At 41.0% G+C, this 19,004-nt stretch carries 22 protein-coding genes and 1 pseudogene; 3 read left to right on the top strand and 20 right to left on the bottom strand.

From position 1 onward, the window contains the following. Positions 1-78: 78 nt before the first annotated feature. On the bottom strand, positions 79-516 hold the full coding sequence (locus OH460_RS20010) for a MarR family winged helix-turn-helix transcriptional regulator (protein ID WP_061032661.1): 438 nt from the start codon (positions 514-516) through the stop codon (positions 79-81). Positions 517-600: 84 nt separating this feature from the next. On the opposite strand from OH460_RS20010, the gene OH460_RS20005 reads away from it, so the two are divergent. After that, entirely contained in the window at positions 601-1,047 is a 447-nt protein-coding gene (locus tag OH460_RS20005; RefSeq protein ID WP_269999269.1) for a hypothetical protein, read from the top strand. A 44-nt stretch (positions 1,048-1,091) separates the two neighbouring features. Here the strand turns inward: OH460_RS20005 and OH460_RS20000 are convergent, their stop codons facing one another. From OH460_RS20000 to OH460_RS19935, 14 genes and pseudogenes are all read right to left on the bottom strand, one after another. Beyond that, on the bottom strand, positions 1,092-1,574 hold the full coding sequence (locus tag OH460_RS20000; RefSeq protein ID WP_269999268.1) for a tetratricopeptide repeat protein: 483 nt from the start codon (positions 1,572-1,574) through the stop codon (positions 1,092-1,094). Between the two features lie 27 nt (positions 1,575-1,601). Further along, a complete protein-coding gene (gene cyaB / locus OH460_RS19995; protein ID WP_269999267.1) occupies positions 1,602-2,153 on the bottom strand; it encodes a class IV adenylate cyclase in 552 nt (183 codons plus the stop codon). 88 nt (positions 2,154-2,241) lie between these two features. Continuing rightward, positions 2,242-2,634 (bottom strand): hypothetical protein, encoded by a 393-nt coding sequence (locus OH460_RS19990; RefSeq protein WP_269999266.1) that lies wholly within the window; start codon positions 2,632-2,634, stop codon positions 2,242-2,244. Positions 2,635-2,699: 65 nt separating this feature from the next. Beyond that, a complete protein-coding gene (locus tag OH460_RS19985) occupies positions 2,700-3,071 on the bottom strand; it encodes a RidA family protein (protein ID WP_269999265.1) in 372 nt (123 codons plus the stop codon). Positions 3,072-3,081: 10 nt separating this feature from the next. Further along, positions 3,082-3,513 (bottom strand): GNAT family N-acetyltransferase, encoded by a 432-nt coding sequence (locus tag OH460_RS19980; protein WP_269999264.1) that lies wholly within the window; start codon positions 3,511-3,513, stop codon positions 3,082-3,084. 72 nt (positions 3,514-3,585) lie between these two features. After that, positions 3,586-4,104: a GNAT family N-acetyltransferase gene (locus OH460_RS19975; protein WP_269999263.1), complete on the bottom strand. Its 519-nt coding sequence runs from the start codon at positions 4,102-4,104 to the stop codon at positions 3,586-3,588. Between the two features lie 32 nt (positions 4,105-4,136). Further along, positions 4,137-4,580 carry a hypothetical protein gene (locus OH460_RS19970; protein ID WP_269999262.1) on the bottom strand — a complete coding sequence of 148 codons (444 nt, stop codon included), beginning with the start codon at positions 4,578-4,580 and terminating at the stop codon, positions 4,137-4,139. A 200-nt stretch (positions 4,581-4,780) separates the two neighbouring features. Further along, the gene (locus OH460_RS19965; protein ID WP_269999261.1) at positions 4,781-5,281 is read right to left on the bottom strand and encodes an opioid growth factor receptor-related protein; all 501 of its coding nucleotides are present in this window, start codon (positions 5,279-5,281) and stop codon (positions 4,781-4,783) included. Positions 5,282-5,749: 468 nt separating this feature from the next. Then, on the bottom strand, positions 5,750-6,223 hold the full coding sequence (locus OH460_RS19960) for a response regulator (RefSeq protein WP_017070648.1): 474 nt from the start codon (positions 6,221-6,223) through the stop codon (positions 5,750-5,752). After that, positions 6,210-7,565 (bottom strand): ATP-binding protein, encoded by a 1,356-nt coding sequence (locus OH460_RS19955; RefSeq protein ID WP_269999260.1) that lies wholly within the window; start codon positions 7,563-7,565, stop codon positions 6,210-6,212. The genes OH460_RS19960 and OH460_RS19955 overlap by 14 nt, the downstream gene beginning before the upstream one ends. Before the next feature lie 6 nt (positions 7,566-7,571). Beyond that, positions 7,572-8,990, bottom strand: coding sequence for an SLC13 family permease (locus OH460_RS19950; protein WP_016791670.1), 1,419 nt, complete (start codon positions 8,988-8,990; stop codon positions 7,572-7,574). Positions 8,991-9,228: 238 nt separating this feature from the next. After that, positions 9,229-9,444, bottom strand: a pseudogene (locus tag OH460_RS19945) (hypothetical protein); the annotation flags it as partial. Positions 9,445-9,574: 130 nt separating this feature from the next. Continuing rightward, on the bottom strand, positions 9,575-10,339 hold the full coding sequence (gene panB, locus OH460_RS19940) for a 3-methyl-2-oxobutanoate hydroxymethyltransferase (protein ID WP_269999258.1): 765 nt from the start codon (positions 10,337-10,339) through the stop codon (positions 9,575-9,577). Positions 10,340-10,548: 209 nt separating this feature from the next. Beyond that, positions 10,549-10,935 carry an NUDIX hydrolase gene (locus tag OH460_RS19935; RefSeq protein WP_269999257.1) on the bottom strand — a complete coding sequence of 129 codons (387 nt, stop codon included), beginning with the start codon at positions 10,933-10,935 and terminating at the stop codon, positions 10,549-10,551. Between the two features lie 10 nt (positions 10,936-10,945). Here OH460_RS19935 and OH460_RS19930 point away from each other — a divergent pair, with 10 nt between their 5' ends. Beyond that, the gene (locus OH460_RS19930; RefSeq protein ID WP_265133099.1) at positions 10,946-11,086 is read left to right on the top strand and encodes a hypothetical protein; all 141 of its coding nucleotides are present in this window, start codon (positions 10,946-10,948) and stop codon (positions 11,084-11,086) included. A gap of 380 nt (positions 11,087-11,466) precedes the next feature. On the opposite strand, the gene OH460_RS19925 is transcribed toward OH460_RS19930, so the two are convergent. From OH460_RS19925 to OH460_RS19910, 4 genes are all read right to left on the bottom strand, one after another. Next, complete coding sequence (locus OH460_RS19925) at positions 11,467-12,207, bottom strand: FRG domain-containing protein (RefSeq protein ID WP_269999256.1); 741 nt, start codon at positions 12,205-12,207, stop codon at positions 11,467-11,469. 108 nt (positions 12,208-12,315) lie between these two features. Beyond that, the gene (locus OH460_RS19920; RefSeq protein ID WP_269999312.1) at positions 12,316-13,770 is read right to left on the bottom strand and encodes a DUF6119 family protein; all 1,455 of its coding nucleotides are present in this window, start codon (positions 13,768-13,770) and stop codon (positions 12,316-12,318) included. A gap of 38 nt (positions 13,771-13,808) precedes the next feature. Continuing rightward, positions 13,809-13,958 carry a hypothetical protein gene (locus tag OH460_RS19915; protein WP_269999255.1) on the bottom strand — a complete coding sequence of 50 codons (150 nt, stop codon included), beginning with the start codon at positions 13,956-13,958 and terminating at the stop codon, positions 13,809-13,811. 136 nt (positions 13,959-14,094) lie between these two features. Beyond that, on the bottom strand, positions 14,095-14,949 hold the full coding sequence (locus tag OH460_RS19910) for a DUF2806 domain-containing protein (RefSeq protein ID WP_269999254.1): 855 nt from the start codon (positions 14,947-14,949) through the stop codon (positions 14,095-14,097). A 620-nt stretch (positions 14,950-15,569) separates the two neighbouring features. On the opposite strand from OH460_RS19910, the gene OH460_RS19905 reads away from it, so the two are divergent. Continuing rightward, the gene (locus OH460_RS19905; protein ID WP_269999253.1) at positions 15,570-17,393 is read left to right on the top strand and encodes a M4 family metallopeptidase; all 1,824 of its coding nucleotides are present in this window, start codon (positions 15,570-15,572) and stop codon (positions 17,391-17,393) included. A 208-nt stretch (positions 17,394-17,601) separates the two neighbouring features. Here OH460_RS19905 and OH460_RS19900 read toward each other — a convergent pair whose 3' ends face one another. Next, positions 17,602-18,795, bottom strand: a complete 1,194-nt coding sequence (locus OH460_RS19900; protein ID WP_269999252.1) for a hypothetical protein — start codon at positions 18,793-18,795, stop codon at positions 17,602-17,604. Positions 18,796-19,004: the final 209 nt, after the last annotated feature.

The raw sequence follows: 19,004 nt of genomic DNA, 5'->3' as shown, positions 1-19,004 counted from the left end.
AATCTTGAAGCCTAAGTATCGAATGGTGCTTAGGCTTCTGTATTCTTCTCAACTGCCACTCTCTATTTATCTAATCTCTTATCTATCTAAGAAGGTAGCCATCTTCTTCAGAGTAATTAGTGCCTTATCCAGCTCGTCTCTTTCAATGCCTTCTGCGCCACTTTCTGCCCATACTTCCTGTTTTTTATCTAATAGCGAATACGCTTCCTTGCCCTTTTCAGTCATGTTAACCAACTTTGCTTTTTTGTGATTCGGGTTATCAAGCCAAGTTAGCAGGCCATCTTTCACCATGATGTCGGTAACACGCTGTGTCGCTTGTCTACTTTGCCCCATAATACGAGCAATTTGAGAAACCGTGACCAGCTCATCGGACTTTTCGATCGCCCCCATCACTTTCCATCTGGCACTGCTTAACCCGAATTCTTCGGTTAATTTGTCACCCTCAGCATTCAATAGACCACTGACCTTAAAGATCTCTAGTGCGATCTTTGTGAAAACTTCTCCATTCGTATCCATAACACTCACTTTGACAATATGCTGTCATTAAATTAGACTCAAACCAAATTGACAACATGTTACCAAATTAACGGCGGGAATGATATGAAACCAATAATCCACAAAACAGCGGCATTAACAGCAACACTGTGTATCGCGACATTCTTTACCAGCACATTACTTGTAGAACTGTTTGGCACTTTGGAATCAGTGAAGCTAGTCAAATCGATGATCGTTTTTCCGGGCTTGTTTGTTCTTGTCCCTGCCATTGCTATCACTGGTGCGACCGGTGCATCTATGGCAAAACAACGTAAAGGCAAAATAGTTGAGCGCAAGAGTAAACGCATGCCAATTATCGCGTTCAACGGGATCGTTATTTTGATTCCAGCCGCGTACTTTTTAAATCAGTGGGCAAGTTTAGGAGAGTTCGACTCTGTGTTTTATGGTGTTCAGGTTTTAGAACTGATAGCTGGCGCGACCAACCTAACACTGATGTCTTTAAATATTATGGACGGCAGAAAGTTTCGTCCTAAAAAGGCGAAACAAGGCTAAGCTCATTGTGTTTAAGCAAACATATGAGCTTTATTGTCAGCAGCTTACCAAGTTTTATCTAAATCTTGAGCGTATAAGGAGATCGCTCGTTGGTACTCTTTGATCGCCTCGCTATTGGTCGTAGAAACCAACAACTCAAGTAGTAGAGACGTCGCCTCTTTGTGTCGACCTAAATTATACAGACACATCGCGTAGAAAGGCTGAACTTCAAGGGAATCAGGATACTCAACCATCGTCTGTTCAAAATAGCTTAAAGCCTCTGCATAAAGGCCTAGGCTTCGATAAGTGCTCGCCAAGCCGAACAACGCATCAAAACGCTCTACTGAAGAAAGTACGCCAGACAGAGACGATACATAGTGCTCAATCGCCTGTTGCTCTTTTCCTTGATTGTCGTAAGACCACGCAATCTGTAAATGAGCTTTCGCCGCATAGTTTTCATCAGTGAGTAGCGTTGCCAGTAAGTCACGCGACTCTTGGTACTTGGCGTCTTTTCGCAACTCGATGGCTTGTTTGATAATGGTGTCCATAACTCTCCCTGACGCTTAAGCGCTGTGCTATGCGTTCATTTCTTCGAACATCTGTTTGTAAGACTGAGTTTGCAGTGCCGATTCAGTCAACCCAAATTTATTGGCTAACAACTCAAGATCACTTTTATACACAGACAACTTAGATTCATCGTCCGTCATAATTGCAAATTCGGCAAAATCACCGATATCCGCAAGACAATCGACCGTGATATGGAATTCTCCAACAAAGTAGATACTGCGAGTTTTCTGCGCTTTTAGAATCACTTCGTAACCCAAGTTTTCAAGCATACTCTTGGCATTCGACGCATCGGTGATGTTTGTCGCTTCGCATCGGTCGGACTCTGGGCCTTTTACAATCCATAGCTTAATACCCGATGGTTCCATAGTGCGAATGCACAAGCTTTTGTTTTGAACCTGTAAGCTTCTGTCTGGGCTATCGAAATACCAATCGCACTCAAGATTATCTTGGAGCATCACTTCATGGGGAATAAGACTCAAAGTTTTCAAGAACTCAGACTTAGAACTAAGTCGATACTTAAGCTCTACTTCGTATTTACCTTGGAAATGGTCGTTAGTCATATACTAGCTCGGTGCAAAAACGGGATACTAGCACACCAACAGAACCTAAAATACAAACTGGCGCACAACACAAACTAAAGCAGTGCAACTATGTTCGACACGCTAACACACGCAGCCATTCTTCTTGGCTCATAGCGCATTTAGAAAGGTAGATATTGCGTTTTTGCATCGCACCTTTAGTGTAGGAAAGCTTAATAACAGACCCGATACCAAAAGGAAGAATACTTCCCTGAAGCTTAATATCGCAAGCGTAGCCATCGAAACAAACATGATTGTTCGAAATTTCTAAAGAGCGATTACGAAACTTCCACCACAACATTACGACTTTTAATACCGCTACAGAACTGAACATCAACCCGATAGTAGACAGTGATTGAGGGTTAACATCAAATAACAAATAAATATACACTAATAAGAACGCAGCGAGTGCGAACTCAAGCAGAGTATATTTAACAAAATTTAATCGGATACGGCCGTTCATAGGTTTCTCGTGATAATAAAGATTACTAAAGATGTGCAAATCGTCGTTTATATTGTTAGGTCGGCTTATAGGGCCACGGTAGCCTCAATCTCAATCCTTAAATCAGAATGAATCAATCTAGAAACTTGGACAAGAGAACAAGCTGGAAGATACTCTCCATAAAAGTCGAACAATAATTCTCGAAGACTGCCTAGTTCAGACATATCACAGATAAAGATCGTCAGCTTAATAAGATCACTGACTGCTCGCTGTTCATGCTCTAGTATTTGCTTGATCTGACTAAGTATCTCGTTCGTCTGCTCACCAATTCCTTGATCCTGTGAACTTGTGCCGTAAGCAGTCAAACCAGAGACATAGAGCGTACCGTTGTGCTTTGTCGCGTGAACATAAGGCCCAGCAATTGATGGCAAGCCTTGATAATTTATACGTTCAACCATTTCGTTTCCTTTATAGTCCAGTTAATTGCAGCTCCATTTCAACAAGCCTCTTCACTTCAGAAATTTTTGTAAAACCTTTTGATTGGTAAAGCTTAATCGCAGGGTTCTCACTGAATACACGCAGCACTAACTGATTCGATGCCTGACTGCTCGCATGTGCAATCGCTAAATCCAAACACTTAGAGCCAAAACCTTTACCTTGGTATTCGGCTAATATCTGTAAATCTCGAAGGAACGTGATGTCACTGGTATAACTAAAGCGGACAACACCAATACGCATATCACCTACATAAACTTCATAGTTATCTAACTCGTCCCAACTGCGTAAAAACTGCTCATGACCCCAAACGATCCCGCGCGTATCGTAGTAAGGCGCCATATTCGTTTTGGTGATCGATTCAGCGAACTTAGGGTCTGAACCTTTGACCAACTTTACTTCCATATTGTGTCCTTTGTTTTCAAGTTGCTTCCTAATACTGCATCAAAAAATGTTATAAGTATTGAATCAAGAACGTTAAGAGGATTTAAGGGGCATATCCGCATCTAAAGCCTTTTCCAACCACATTGAACTGATGTATTTGCCATTTTTCTTTGCATATTCATTGAACACACCAACTTCTCGAAAGCCAAAATGCTTATGTAGTGCGATCGATGCCTCATTGGGTAATGCCACACCGGAAAGAACGCGATGAACACCGAAATCAATGATTGATGCGAAGAGCTGAGAATACAACTTAGAGCCTATCCCTTTACCTTTTGCATCTTCAGCTAAATAAATTGTGACTTCGGCTGTATCTTCAAATGCTGATGTTGCTCTGTACGGTTGAGAGCATGCGAAACCAAGTAGCGAGTCGTTTTCGGTTGCGACATAAAGTTGATATTTACTATCACTCGAAAATTGAGAGAACCATTGCTGTCGATTTTCCAACGAAAACTTCTCTTCTTCAAAGCGCGCGTTAGTGTTCTCAATATAGAAATTGAAGATGCAAGTAATTGCGGCTATATCGGACAACTCTGCAGTTCTAATTTTCATTTAATACCCTTTCTGTTCTCACTGATTCGCGATTAGGACTTAGCATCGACCTTTTCTATAAACCAAGTTCCTTGGCACGGGCCATTGGTTAAGTGCCAACGGCCGTCAAATCTATTGCCACTGCCATGTGCGGAAAAACGATAATCCCATTGGCGATGTTTAGCATATAAACGTAAGTCGCCGCTTTCCGTAACCCAGCCCTCTAACGGTGTTTCGTTGTAGGTAAGCCTTAGAGTAGCCTTACCCTCACGAATGGTTCCGGTGATGGTTGTGCGTTCACACATATTATTGCCAGTGGTGTTAATGCGACGGCCTAGCCACTCGCCGTCGAAATCAGTAGATGGCACAAATTGCGGACTATCAGGAAGTTTAGGGAACGACTCGGAATTACTGGACCCGAACCACTGGAGTTCACGACCAACGAGGAAGAAGACGACAAAGCCGATTGATATCGCTATCACAAATCCCTTTTTCATTAGCCTCTTCCTAATCCGCTGACCTTAAGAAAAGAACACTAACATAATGAAAAGTAATAACTTACCATCAATTTAATTAATCTTGATATATTCCACAAATTGCATTCAAATGTTGAATATAGAGAAAGCGGCATCGTACAAAAATGCCGCGCATTGAGAATCAATTATGGGCAGTGCCGAAAGAGCTGCACAGAGAAGCCCTAACCTCCCAAGGCATTGCGCCAATACTGAACGGTTTTCTCCGACACCGAGCCTGTCTCGCTCGCCGCTGATACTAGAAACTCACATAAGCGAGTTGCGACTTCTTCATTACCTAACAAGTATAAACTGCGAATGGCTCGCGTTAGCCTCAATTGGTTATGGTCATGATTTTTAAGCCATACGTGATTTGCCGGGCTAAGTGGCAACGATGAAGATATTTCATTCCCGTTGCGCTGCATACCCCAAAACTCAAGCATCAGGTCAAGCACTCGTAGATGAGCAGTGCGAAGCTCTTCTGAGTTAGCAAAAGTCGCCCTATCTTCTTGAGTAACTAACGGTGCATGTTGATTAAACTTAGTCCCTTCATCAATTGGGAAAAACACTTGGATGTACTTATGGTCATGCTCCAACCAAAAATGATTGTAAGCCAATAACTGTTCTATATTTCGACCAAATTTATCCGGCGCTTCACCAGATATAAAGCGAGCAATCTCACTCATTTTAAAATCCTACTGACTATAAACCCCCACTTGTGGGCGAATGCATTATTACGCAGTAAGCCGTGAAAAGCCTAGTCCTTTACGTTGCAAGTACCGATCTGACTTAGAACTCCACATCCCACGCGTTAGGAATCACTTTTGAATAATTTCGACTTATTTTTCTAACAAAGGACGCTGATATTCTGCGACACATTTTAGCTCCGCTGCATGTTCAGGGAGTCGTTCGTGAAGAAAACACAATGCATCCGTTGGTCTTGGTCTGGCGTTGGCGTATGAGTTTTAGACTTAAGCCAGCAACCAGTGTGTTAATAACTGAGTACTAAAACCTGAACGCCTCAAAGAGATAGGTAATATAGGCACCGAAAGATTACATCTTTCAAAGACAAAACCCTTCAGAACGCGTCCTTCGGTGCATACAATTTCAAGCGACTGACATAGATAACTAGCGTAAGTCGCTAACATAAGAGACTAGCGTAAGCGTCTCAACACAACCTGCTGGTCGAGCTCATTCTGATAGTCCGTGTAATCAAGCCCTTGATCAAATATGTACTCAGTGACAAGAGTACGAATGCACTCAACCAATGTGCTTGCTTGCCAAGGCTTTTCAAAGTAACGGTCGATGCCAGCTGCATTAATCGCATTGATGGTATCAGTATGAGTGGCCTGCCCCGTAAGAAGAATTTTCTTTGTATTCGGAAAGCGACTGTCATGGAACACTTCAGTGAGTAACTCCACACCCGTTTTCCCTGGCATCACATGATCAGACACGATGACGGTAATGTGTTCGCCTTCTGCGTCAAGTTCATCAATGAGATCAAGCACTTCTTGCGCTGATTCACAATCTTCAATGTTCAGCCAACTCGCCAGCGGCTCTAAATCTTGTATCACTGCGCTCAGTACTTCTCTCTGGTCATCGACACAGATTAAATTAAGCTTCTCCATGTTCACCCTCTATTGGTAACTTGATTCTAAATACAGTTTTAGAAGCATCACTTTTCACAATGATACTTCCGCCATAACCTGCCACAATCCGCTTAACTACTGATAAACCCAAGCCCAATCCAAACGATAAACCACCTTTTTTAGTAGTGAAGTTGGGCTGAAATACCTTTCTACGAGTCGCCTCGTCTATCTCAGGGCCATTATTCGCGATCGTAACTAATATTCTTTTCTTACTTAATCTGGTTTGAATCTCTATTGCGGCATCGTCTGAATTCGACATCGCATCACAAGCGTTCTTTACAATGTTGACCCAAATCTGAACGAGCTCTGTTTTCGAACCTTTAAAAGACGGTAAATCCGCAGGGCTCAATCGCACAGACACTCTACGTAACTCACTTTGTAACAACGATAAGGCATGGTTAATGGAGTCGTTAATATCGACCGCTTCTTCGGTGTCGATATCAACTCTGCCAAGTTGTTTAACCGATTTTACGATGCCGACAGTGTGTCTAGATGCCAAACGTAAATCATGTAAATCACAGCCCATCTGCCAAAAACGAATCGCTTCTTCTGGATTTTTCAGCCAATGCTTTGAAATAACGTCTGTTGCAGATAAAGCATCAATTGGAATCGCCTTTGCAAGAGAGCGAGCAATGTTTTTGTCTAAACCATATTTTCTTTCAAATTGTCGCCCACGTGATCGTGCTTCTAACGATGACGTTTTCTGACCATGCATTAACCCAAAATCGAAAAATTGACTGGCTTCTGGATGCACTTCTTCAAGCAGATCCATGATGACCGTTTCAAGTCGGCCAGATTTACTATTTACTACACCAATAGCGTTGTTAAGTTCATGAGCAATCCCTGCAGCTAATTGACCCAAGGTCGTCATTTGCTCAGCAGTATGTAACTTCTCTAGCGCTTTTTGTTTCGCTATCGCTTCCAGGGTTGCGCGGCGTTGACGACGCGACAACTCATTGACAATCACAGGTGTGAACTGTGCGGTAAGAGGACCAAATTTACCTTCATCTTCTGCAGGCGTGTCTTTATCGATCCACGCTAACTCAACATCGGTTTTAGCAACAACCGTTGAAGATGCTGTCCAATTACCTGAGAAGAAGCTATGAACGCCTATAAAAGCCCCACTACCCGCGCTAAATACTCGCACTTGCGGTGTATTCGCATCGGAATAAAACCCTTCCAGTTCCCCACTCAACACATAATATAAACGAGTGTTTAACGCTGATTGTTCAATAATGGTGTTACCGGCACAGCACGTCACCCGACGTTCTGTGTGGTTAAAATAGCGTTCAATAAGTGCTTCTAACTTTTGTTGATACACGTATCGTTATCCTATGTGACCAATTGAATGTAGCAGCCACACCATAACAAAGCTCAATAGCACACCAACCACACCCAAAATAATACCGATTCTGGCCATTTGATTACTTTGCACATGACCAGTGGCATGAGCCAACGCATTCGGTGGCGTACTGATTGGCAGCGACATACCTAATGAAGCGGCAAAAGTCACAACCAGAATTAACGTTAACTCACCGCCTAGTGGCGTGAGTGAAGCCATAGACGAACCTAATGCAGCCATAATTGGCATTAACAAGTTAGCCGTTGCGGTATGAGACATAAAGTTTGCCATTACCAAACACAAGAACGCCGCTCCGAACAACACCACATAGGGTGAGTAAGCATCAAACGGAATACTGTGTACCACCAGCTTTGCTAAGCCAGTTTTATCGAGCGCTAAACCAAGCGCAATACCACCTGATACAAGCCACAATACGTCCCAAGAAATTTTCTTCAGGTCTTCTTTATTGATGATCCCAGTAAGAGAGAACACAGCAACAGGAATCAGAGCGACGGTATAAGAGTTCATACCATGGCTTGAACCCATTAACCAAAGAATGATGGTGAGCGCAAAAGTGACGTATACAGCAATGGCTTTGGGTGTTTTAAGGAATTTACCTTTGATGCTTAGTTCGATTTTCTTTTGGTCAGCTTTGTACATAAAGCCGATTAAAAACCACGCTAACGCCATCATAATAACGACAAACGGCACACCAAATGCCATCCATTCGCCGAACGTAATGAGGTTATCACCAACTAAATATTTAAGTGCGATAGCGTTCGGAGGGGTGCCGATCGGGGTACCAATGCCACCGATGTTAGCGGCAACAGGGATACAAAGCGCAAACGCTACACGACCGGGGTCTTTCGGACCAAACACAGCCAGTACCGGCGTTAAAATAGATAGCATCATTGCCGTTGTTGCCGTGTTAGACATAAACATCGAAAAGATACCAGTGATCAACATTAAGCCGAGCATCACAAACTTTGGGTCTTGTCCAAATGGCTTCAACAACACGCGAGCTAAGTTTACGTCTAATCGATACTTAGTGGCGGCCATCGCTAAGAAGAAACCACCCAAAAACAGCATGATGATTGGGCTAGCGAATGTCGCCATAATATCGCTGTATTTTAGCAGCTCACCAAAATGTTCCTCCCCATGCTCAAACCTTAAAAAGATCAGCCCTTTATCCGACAACATCAATAATTGCAGAACGATAATAACAACAGATGTCGCATAAATCGGGATAGGCTCGAACACCCAGCACAATGCCGCTAATAAAAAGATCGCGATAACGCGTTGTTGAATAATCGTGAGGCCTTCAAATGGAAACGCTGATAGCGGCATTACGAGGATAATGAAAGGAATTAAAATAGGGATAATGTATTTAATATAGGGGCGCATAGCACAAAAACTCTTCCTGAGATAACAACTACTTAGAAATTAGATTTAAAGTTCTAATTTGGATCCGACAACGAATTATCGAACTCTTGCCACTATCTCACTCTCGGCTAGATCAATGATTACGTGATCGCGATACCCCCAGTTTCGTTTCTGTGCGCTACCTCAATGTTTGTATGCCATTTATTGTTGAAATTAAATTCTGAGAAACAAAAGGCAAGCGTTCGCCTTTGCGTGGGAGATCCGTAAACTTCGGCGTTTGCACCATTGCAGAGTCATCACCTAAAACTCCAATCTCAGTTTGGTCTATCAGCTCACTCGTTTTAAGCCACACATTGTCGATTGTGCCGAAATAATCATTAAGGTGATTCGCAGCCAAATAAGCTTTTAGAGAATGAGGTTGATGGATGCTGGCACTGCTATAAAGTGCCTTTTCCAATAGTTGGTCGCTTGTCATGTTTCCTCCTTGAAACTGACGTTTGATGAGAGAATCAAGACTGCTCAACACCGAACGTCCAAATACGCATCATATGCTTATCGTAATGCACGGGAAAATGCCATGCATTACGATTCATTATTTAAGTGGCTTATTTGCTCAGGTTGTTCGGAAATACGTTAGTTTTTACTTCCGTAGCAAACTCATTTGCTGCGTCAAAGATAGTTTGGCTGCAATGAGCGTACTGTTTTGAAAATGGAGGCCATCGGTTACCAAGCCCGAGTGCATCATTGATCACTAATACCTGACCATCACAATCGGCACCAGCGCCAATCCCAATCGTAGGAATACTTACCTCTTGAGTAATCGATTCGCCAAGTGAAGAAGGTATGTGCTCAAGCACCAACATAAACGCACCCGCTTCTTGAATCGCTTTTGCTTCTTCGCTTACGGTTTGAGCATCTTCAGCAGATTGCCCTACTTTCTTGAAGTTTGTTGCCGTTTGCGGAGTTAACCCCGTGTGACCAACAACTGGGATATTGTTTGCGACAAGGTGGGCAATAACATCGAGTTTTGCACCTTCCAGTTTTATGCTGTCGGCACCAGCCTGCATCAGCCTTTTAGCGTTAACTAACGCTACTTCAGGAGAACGATCGGTTAAGTATGGGAGGTCACCAATAATGTGAGTATTTGGAGCACCGCGACGCACTGCCCCTACATGATATTCCATGTGCTCAATGGTCACATCTCGCGTACTGCTAAAGCCCATTTCAACCATGCCGACAGTATCACCAACAAGAATAATAGGTATCCCAGCAGATTCGATACTTGCAGCCACAGGGAATGTATAAGCGGTCAACATTGGAATACGTTGTTTCCCTTTCATTTCCATAAAAGAACTTGGAGTGTGTTTCATGTTCTTGCTCTCATAAAATCATGCGTTATTAAAGCACTGATACTATTAGTTTTAATTGAGCTATGGAAGAGAAAATATGGTGTTAGCTAAACGCCCACAAATTATGTTCAATTCAGAAAATACGTTGAGTTAGTGGGCGTTAAACTCACGAAGAGTAATGATTAAGAGGAATTGAGTTTTCGTCTATAAATCCGTAACCCAATCTCAAACTATGTGTAGTGGCTCAAATGCTTCTCTATAAACTCGATATCTGCACGATAAAAATCACCAAGAGGTATCGCTGAGGGTTCTAGCCAATAAAAAGTTTGCTGTCTTTCTGCGTCGACCATTTTCGGTTCATTATTTAGATCTGCACGCAAAACGACGTAATGAATCTCACCACCGAAGTTGTTCAGAGCTTGATGAGTACCGAGAAGTTGTAAATCTTTAAGACCCGTTTCTTCCCACAACTCTCTAATTGCAGCTTGGCTACCCGACTCACCCGGATCAACTGAACCTCCAGGGAACTCAAATACCATACCTTGGCGATGTCTAAAACGCTTTTGGATTAAGACTTTCCCTTCTGTTACAACCACGGCCATAGCAATATTTTTCATGGGAACTTCCTTGTTGATTGATCTAATGTTCGTGAACAAGTTTTCGAATATGGCAGAAAACCCAGCACCATATCAGAACCAGCCAAATACACTTCGCTACTCACCTCTACCAAAGCAGAACAAAGGAGCCGTGGTTACTCGCGACCAATGAGATCGCACTCCGTCACAATAGAACTTGCTGTACTGAGCGATTAGATATCCTACTTCTAATTGCGTTACTCACTGAAATCTTGATGTAGTGGAACTGCCTAATTGCAATACAAGCCAACAGCATTAAACACCGCCGAGTTCTATCCATACCTCGTCTTGAGAGAGGTGTTCGAAACCATCGGCGATATCAAATTAACGAATCCCAATATCAATGGGGAATATTAGAATATCAAAAGCTCACATACAACGCAGGACTAGGGAAATTATGAGCGGATCCGCCAGCACCTTGTTAAGTTGTAATTAATCAGCATCATAATCACTGAAATAAATAAAAAATGCCAAAGGTTAGTTACCAATTTAAGCTATTTGTTAGCAGTACGTTCACTCATCTTTCGATTTCGAGAACCGACGTTCTAAATGTTGACATAAGCCATCAATATCAGGAAAAACCGTAGAATAATTAATACCCATAAGTATTAAAGATCTCCTTAATCCAGCAAAAGAGCACGCAGGAATTTCAATTTTAATCAATTTATCTTTGAACTGCCTGTGATTTTCAAACTTAACGATACCTTTACCACCACTGTTTATTTTGTGAATAGTAAAGGCTCCCGATTGGGCTGATATGCGTTTGGACACAACTCTAGATCTAAATATTTTAGTGACTTTGTTAGAAAGAGGATCATCTTGAAGTTGTGTATCTCTGAAGTCTGATGTGGTTGGGTTGAGGACCCACACAACTCCGCTTTCTTTCACTTTCGGCTCTTTTTGTACTGCAAACCATAAAGCAATTAACGCACTATAAGTCCAATCTAACAACCTAGTAGGTAAACCATGATGCTGAGCTAAAGCAAGAAGATCCCAATTATTTTCCGGTTGGAACTCAGCTAATGGCAAGCATGCCCGCCTAAATTCATCAAGCATAAGTCGCTCGACGTTTTTAATATCCCCATTTAAATCGAGCCGTGCCAGTTTGGGAAGCAAACTGTAGTCTTGCCGTTGACCTCTAAACAAGAGTTCAGTGTTATTACCTAAATTTTCAGACCTAAGTTTAAGACTTTCAACATAATCTATATACTCAGACAGATTATTTATTTTCTTATGTTCCGTTTTATCTTTCAATGCACATTCCTAATACTTTTAACGTCTTGTTAAGAGGCAAAAATTTGTTGTCTAAAAAATAAAGAAAAAGGAGTAAAAGTTAATTGTTTTTTCTTCTAAAGTAAATTTTTATACTTCGCTTTCATCAGAGGTAGCAGGCGGATCTATTCTTTCTTTAGGGACACCACATATAGTTACCTTGAAACCTTTTTGAGTCAGGTTCTCGAAAGCTTTTACTAAGTTTATTTTACTAAAGAATGGTAGCGCTGATTTTACTGCCGAGTTATCATCTCCTAATACAAGATATACGACCTCATAATCTGAGCTACTAATCCCATCCAATGGAACTAACGAATCTAAGTCAGAACGAATACTTCTTAGCTTTACTCTTGCTTTTTTTCTGAACTCTTTATCTGAAATTGTTACTTCAGCAGCTACATAACCTTGTGCAAATAAGTGGCTTAGGCCAGATGAACCGCCTTTTTTGTGTTTGACATGAATTAGTTGCTTATCGTCTGTCATTAAATCGCAAAGTTCGATTGCTGATGTTGTCGTTCTACTTTTTATCAACTTCTTGTCGAGTAAATGGTATGATTTTAATATTGAAGCTCGCTCATTATAATCACCCTCAGATTCAATTTTTTCTTTGTCTTCATCAGTCCAATTATGAACCGTCGGAAACTCTAAGTCTGATATTGGAATTAGGGAAAGTGCACGATCTAGCTCAACAACGAAATCATTATCAATTTCAAACCAATCTCCAGAAAAGAGAATGAAAGTTTTATTCGCATCAGAATGTTCAAAGTATAAACTCTTGTATAATGAGTGTTGAACTTCATTTGAATCTAGATCGTAAATGAACAACTTATGGCTCTTCAGTGTGCTTAATGTAATTGAATCATTACCAAGGCTATTTAAGTAATCCTCAATTATCAAGTCAGGATAAATCGTACCTTTAGAACGAGTAAAGCTAAAACCAGATATATTGTCCCAAGAAACCACTTCAGGCGCAGTGATAGCTAAGTTTGTTGCATTTTTGGCGTCAACTGCATTCCTTAAAATCTGATCAAGCTCGTTCTTTTTAGTATCACTTTTCAATCTTCGAATATTGTCCACCCATGAGAATTGTTCCTTGTAAGACTCTTGTGTGTAATAAGAAATTAAAGATTGAGATGTTTCAATCAAATCATCAAACTCAATATACGCACCAAATGAATAAACATAATCACCACCAGAAATAGATTGAAAAGAAATACCCGCTTTAGCATTACCAGTTACTGCCCTCAATATATCTTTGGATACATCGATACCAAAAACATCTACAGAAGAACTTCTAACTGCCTGCGTTCTTTTTTGAACAGCAGAACGATCGACAGTAAAAATATCAACGCTCTTTAAACTATCATGCCTCAAGGTATTTAAAGCTGTTCTTATACCAAGGTCAGGTAAAAAATGATCTTGGTCTAACATAAATCGCCCATAGCCAAATGTATATGCTACCACTCGGTCATTAACTTCTATTAATAGAACCGCTGAACTTGACCTATTTGATAAATCTAAATGCCCAGTAATACCCGTATTAATAAATGGTGTCCAAGTAGGTTGTTTTTCTTCTGGTTCTTTTACATATAGCGACCAGACAAATATTCACTTCCATTTAAGTCAAAACTTTGATAAGTTCTGGAAGATAGGAAAGTTTCAAGACCATCATATTCAATATCAGGTTTTGAGAGAAAAGCTTTAAGACTTACATATGGTTTTTCAACACTCAATTTAGATTCCTCTAACATTAAAATATATATTAATTAGAAGCATAACGCCTTGTTAATAGGCAATAAATAGTTAACTAAAATTAGCAATAAAATAGCAAGAGCCAACTTTTTGTTCCTTGCCATTTTAAACGAATTATTACGTAGACTTACGCACAATTACACCTTGTTTTTCAACTTGTTCAATTACATATTTTTTGAACTCTTCATTTTTATTTACTTGGCAAATTGAAACTAATTCCTTACCCACTTGAGTGAATAGAACTTTACCTATAGATAATTCATTATCATTATCTTTTTTGAATTCTAGTACCGTAGGCTCCCCAAAATAAAAAATACCAACCACCTTTGGTAACCTGCTATTTCTATAACCTGACATTGATTCAAAAGATATTAACCCGATATTGTCCAGATGTTTAAGGCTTGCAAACGTAATACCTTGTTTAGTATATATTTCGTTTGATGGATCAAATATTAATGGAATAGGTCCTGCGACCATCCATGTAAATTGGCAAAACTTAGTAAAAAGTTCAGCGTCTTTTTTATCCATAGAGCTGATAAAATCTACCGTTCGTTTAGAGTAAGTACCAGGTTTTGTAGCTTCACTTGACAATAAACTAGACCAAAGTGATTGCATTTGCTCATCTGATACTTTTTCACACTTATCAAAGAAATGTGAGACCCAATCTTCTTCAAGTCCCTCAACATCAGCTTCATCACTTAATTGTTTAGCTGCCTGAGCTGTAATATCTTCTATGTTTTGTTGCTTTTTAGCTTCTTGATATACTAAACGATCAATTCCACGTTGTTGAATGTCACTTAGCTCAATACTAGCAAGTACTTTGATTTTTTCAGCTTCTACTTCAGCAGCGGCTTGCTTTTTTATCCTTCTCGGTTCGTACAATACACCCACAGCATTTGATACTTTTTCTATCAATATAGCTGCAGGCTTTGCTAAATCGCCAAGGTTTATAATTGAGTTTCCATCTGTCATTACACCATACTCCTGAAGCTACTTAACGGCTATCATCCAGAACATTTCTGTATCTAAATACCGATTTTCTGTCTGACTTCTTATACAGCCTATTTTAAGCGACACCGTTCTTTCATAACAATGATTTATCGTTCTTAGTTTGTGATTGAACAAGAAAATGTAGATCTTTTTCTGTCTAACAAGATCAAATGTAGAAAAGATGAGTTCTGTATTTAGTGGTATTGTTAAAACAAGTTTACTATTGATAATAAAGACAATATTACACTTCCAAAAACTCGGTTACTTACTCATTTGTAATTAAGATAAAAACAGAAAAATATCGAGATTAACTTAAAGAAATTTATTCTATCAATTCAAACAAAACGGATTTTAATAAATCACGCCCTATCATACGTTTACGATAAATAACAAACTTATTTTTTATAAAAACAATTTGATCAATAAGAATTTTTGTAAAATTTGAATTACATACTCTAAAATTTAATCTCTAATAAAAACTTGTCATAAGCCGAAATGCTCTTCCAATCTTGATTCGCAACACATGGCATTAGCGTGTTGCATATAGACTTCCTATAGAGCCGTTGGGAAGAAGGAGTTTATATTAAAATCAGGAACGAAAAATGAACCAACAACGTCAACTAAGCTGGAAAATAGCAGCCATTCTAGGTACGTCTTTCGGCTTTACTGCACACGCTGCAGAAATGGTCAGAGTCGATAACGATACACTGCTACAACAAAGCCTCGTCGCGCAGTCGAAGAGTGTTGCCCCACTAGAATTAGGTTTTTCTGAAGTAAAACGGGTGGTATTGCCCAATGGGAAAACGAAAGTCCGCTATCAGCAAACTCACCTAGGTTTACCCGTCTTTGATACCTCCGTTGTCGCCACCCTTTCCAAAAACCAACCCACTCAGGTATTTGGCTCAATGGCACAAGGGATCAGTGGAGACTTATCCAGCATCGCGCCAAAACTGAATCAGGAACAAGCGATTGAAGCTGCGATCTCCTCTCACCGCACGTTTACTGTCGGCAAAAAGTCGATTGAAAACAAAAATGCAAAACTCATGGTGAGATTGGACGAGAACCAAACCGCGCAAGTGGTGTATCTGGTCGATTTCTTTATCGCTTCCTCTTATCCAGAGCGCCCTTTTTATTTTATTGATGCCATGACTGGCGAGGTAATCCAAAAATGGAATGGATTAAACCACGCTAAATCGTCTGGTACTGGCCCCGGTGGTAACCTCAAAACCACTCGATATGAATATGGCAGTGACTTCCCTAGCTTTCCCATCGACAAAACAGGCACCACGTGTAAGTTAGAAAACGATTCAGTTAAGACGGTCAACTTGAACCACGGAACATCTGGCAGCACCGCCTACAGCTACAACTGTGCCGACGGAACTAACTACACCGATCATAAATACATTAACGGTGCTTACTCGCCTCTTAACGATGCGCACTACTTCGGTAATGTCGTGTTTGATATGTACAAAGAGTGGATGAATACCTCGCCGTTAACTTTCCAGCTGACGATGCGTGTTCACTACAGCTCGAATTACGAGAATGCGTTTTGGAACGGTTCATCAATGACCTTTGGCGATGGTGGCAGCACTTTTTATCCATTGGTCGATATTAACGTGAGTGCTCACGAAGTCAGCCACGGATTCACAGAGCAGAACTCGGGGCTTGTTTACAGAAACATGTCGGGTGGTATTAACGAAGCCTTCTCCGATATTGCGGGCGAAGCGGCTGAATACTATTTGCGTGGCAATGTGGATTGGATTGTGGGTAGCGATATATTCAAATCAGAAGGTGGTTTGCGTTACTTTGATCAACCATCAAAAGATGGTCGCTCGATTGATCATGCCTCTGAATACTACGACGGTCTGAACGTTCACTTATCTAGCGGTGTTTATAACCGCGCCTTTTACCTTTTAGCGAACAAGTCTGGCTGGGATGTGCGTAAGGGTTTTGAGATCTTCACGGTCGCCAACCAACTGTATTGGACGGCAAACAGTACCTTTGATGCTGGTGCATGTGGTGTAGCCAAAGCGGCTGCAGATATGGGTTATACGGTTGCCGACGTGGAAGATGCGTTTAATAGTGTTGGCGTCAACGCAAGCTGCGGCCCCACGGTTCCAGGTGACGATGTACTCACCAAAGGGACACCTATCTCGAACCTGAGTGGTAACAAATACTCTGAAAGCTTCTACACATTCTCCGTAGATTCTGCATCCAACGTTACGGTCGCAATATCTGGTGGAGCTGGCGATGCAGACCTATATGTTAAAGCAGGCAGTAAACCAAGCACCTCAAGCTATGATTGTCGCCCTTATCGTACCGGTAATAATGAGCAATGCAGTGTCAGCGCTCAGCCGGGCGTCACCTATCACGTGTTACTTCGCGGGTACACAAATTACTCTGGAGTGACCTTGCGCCTAGATTAAGCCTACACACCTCGAACGCTGATAAATTGCTAATTGCTTATAGGCTGCTATACAAAAACCTCTGATTACGCTAAGCGTGAACAGAGGTTTTTATTTAGGGTCTTTTGTTTATTACGAAGCTGTTGCGAAGACATTGAGCATTGGAGATTCAATTACCGACCTTCAATGACACACTCTACCCAACTTAGCTTGTCATGCTTACATGAAATCAACTATTTGCGGGGTAAAGTTTAGTCGGACCAAGGAACATAGATTGCTCGCTCGGAGCCAGAACTTGCGGTAAGCCATTGGACTTTTCTGTGCTTCTTACGTAGGTACAATGTACTTCTAATACAGGTACATTGGCTGCGCCTGAGTAGGCTGTTTTTTTGACTATACGGTCTACAGATAGTTGAGCTGAAGGTGGTAATAAAAACTCGGCTTGAACAGCAATGGCTGAATCATTGCTCTTAAACCCCATAAGCTTTGCCATGTTCTCAAACCCTTGCTTCATTTTATTTCTACGACGATGTTCAAAATATAGAGTCTTACTCTTTTCGATTACATCGTTAACGTATTTCTTTTCATAGCTCGCAACGCTATTAATAGAGGGATCATTTAAGTTCAGAAGCCTAACGGCAGTTTCATCTAAGCGATTAGCAAGGTTGGTACTATTGTAACCACTAAAGGCACTAATATTGACACCTTGAGCCCGACGAATAACAAAATTCAGAATTCCCTCTGTATTTTTGTAAACGGGAAAACAAGCTCCTTCGATAAAACCTTTATGAAAACTACAGGACAAATAACGGCTACTTTTAATGGTTCCGACTGGCCCTTTGGGATTAGCACCGTTGACGATGTCATCCGCATACTTCCACCAAGCTGAATTCTGCGGGTTTGGTATCGTAATTTGACGGTACACAGGAACATCGACATGTGACGTTGAGTGTTGTCTCCACTTTTTGTAAGAATTCCAGACGTCAACCGCACGGGTATCAAGTGCTTTCCCCTTGGTTGTGTACCCAGTCATTCCGGTATTAAGCGCGCTAGAATTAAACGTATAGTAAGAAAGTGCGGTAACCATTTCCATTTGTTCTACCAATGCTTGAGCTTCGGGAGCAGTGACTTTCGATCTAATGCTGTCAGGTAGAGCCCAGTTGTGCCGCATACTTTGCGCCACTTTGAATTGGTTAACAAAGCCTCTCATCATATTTATCCAATCCATTGGATTTCCATTCTGACGGCAATGTGCTCCATATGAGGTCTGAGTGATTTGTAACGCCATTTGGTGCAACGCATCTAGACACTCTTTTTCCACTGCTTCATTGATTTTTAAGTACTTTAGTCGCTTTTCTAAATTGCCGACTCCGACAGACCTTAATTGTTCATAACGATATTCATCGTAACCACCAATTTCCATTCTAATTCCTTTATCTAATGGGTGCGTGAATGTGTGAGTACCTTCTCACTTAGTACACCTCAATAAAGGTTTGAGTGAAACTAAGATTGAAAGTTAAACCTCTTCAGGACAAAACGTAGATTAAGTACCATAACTTAACAATACCCTTACCTTCATTTAAACAAGACATTTATTTTAATCCAACTGAGATCTAATACTTCAGTTATTTT

This window comes from Vibrio sp. Makdt, assembly GCF_027587015.1.
Taxonomy (GTDB): Bacteria; Pseudomonadota; Gammaproteobacteria; order Enterobacterales; family Vibrionaceae; genus Vibrio; species Vibrio chagasii_B.
Note: the sequence above shows the minus strand (reverse complement) of the source record. Positions and strands in the feature narration are given on the sequence as shown.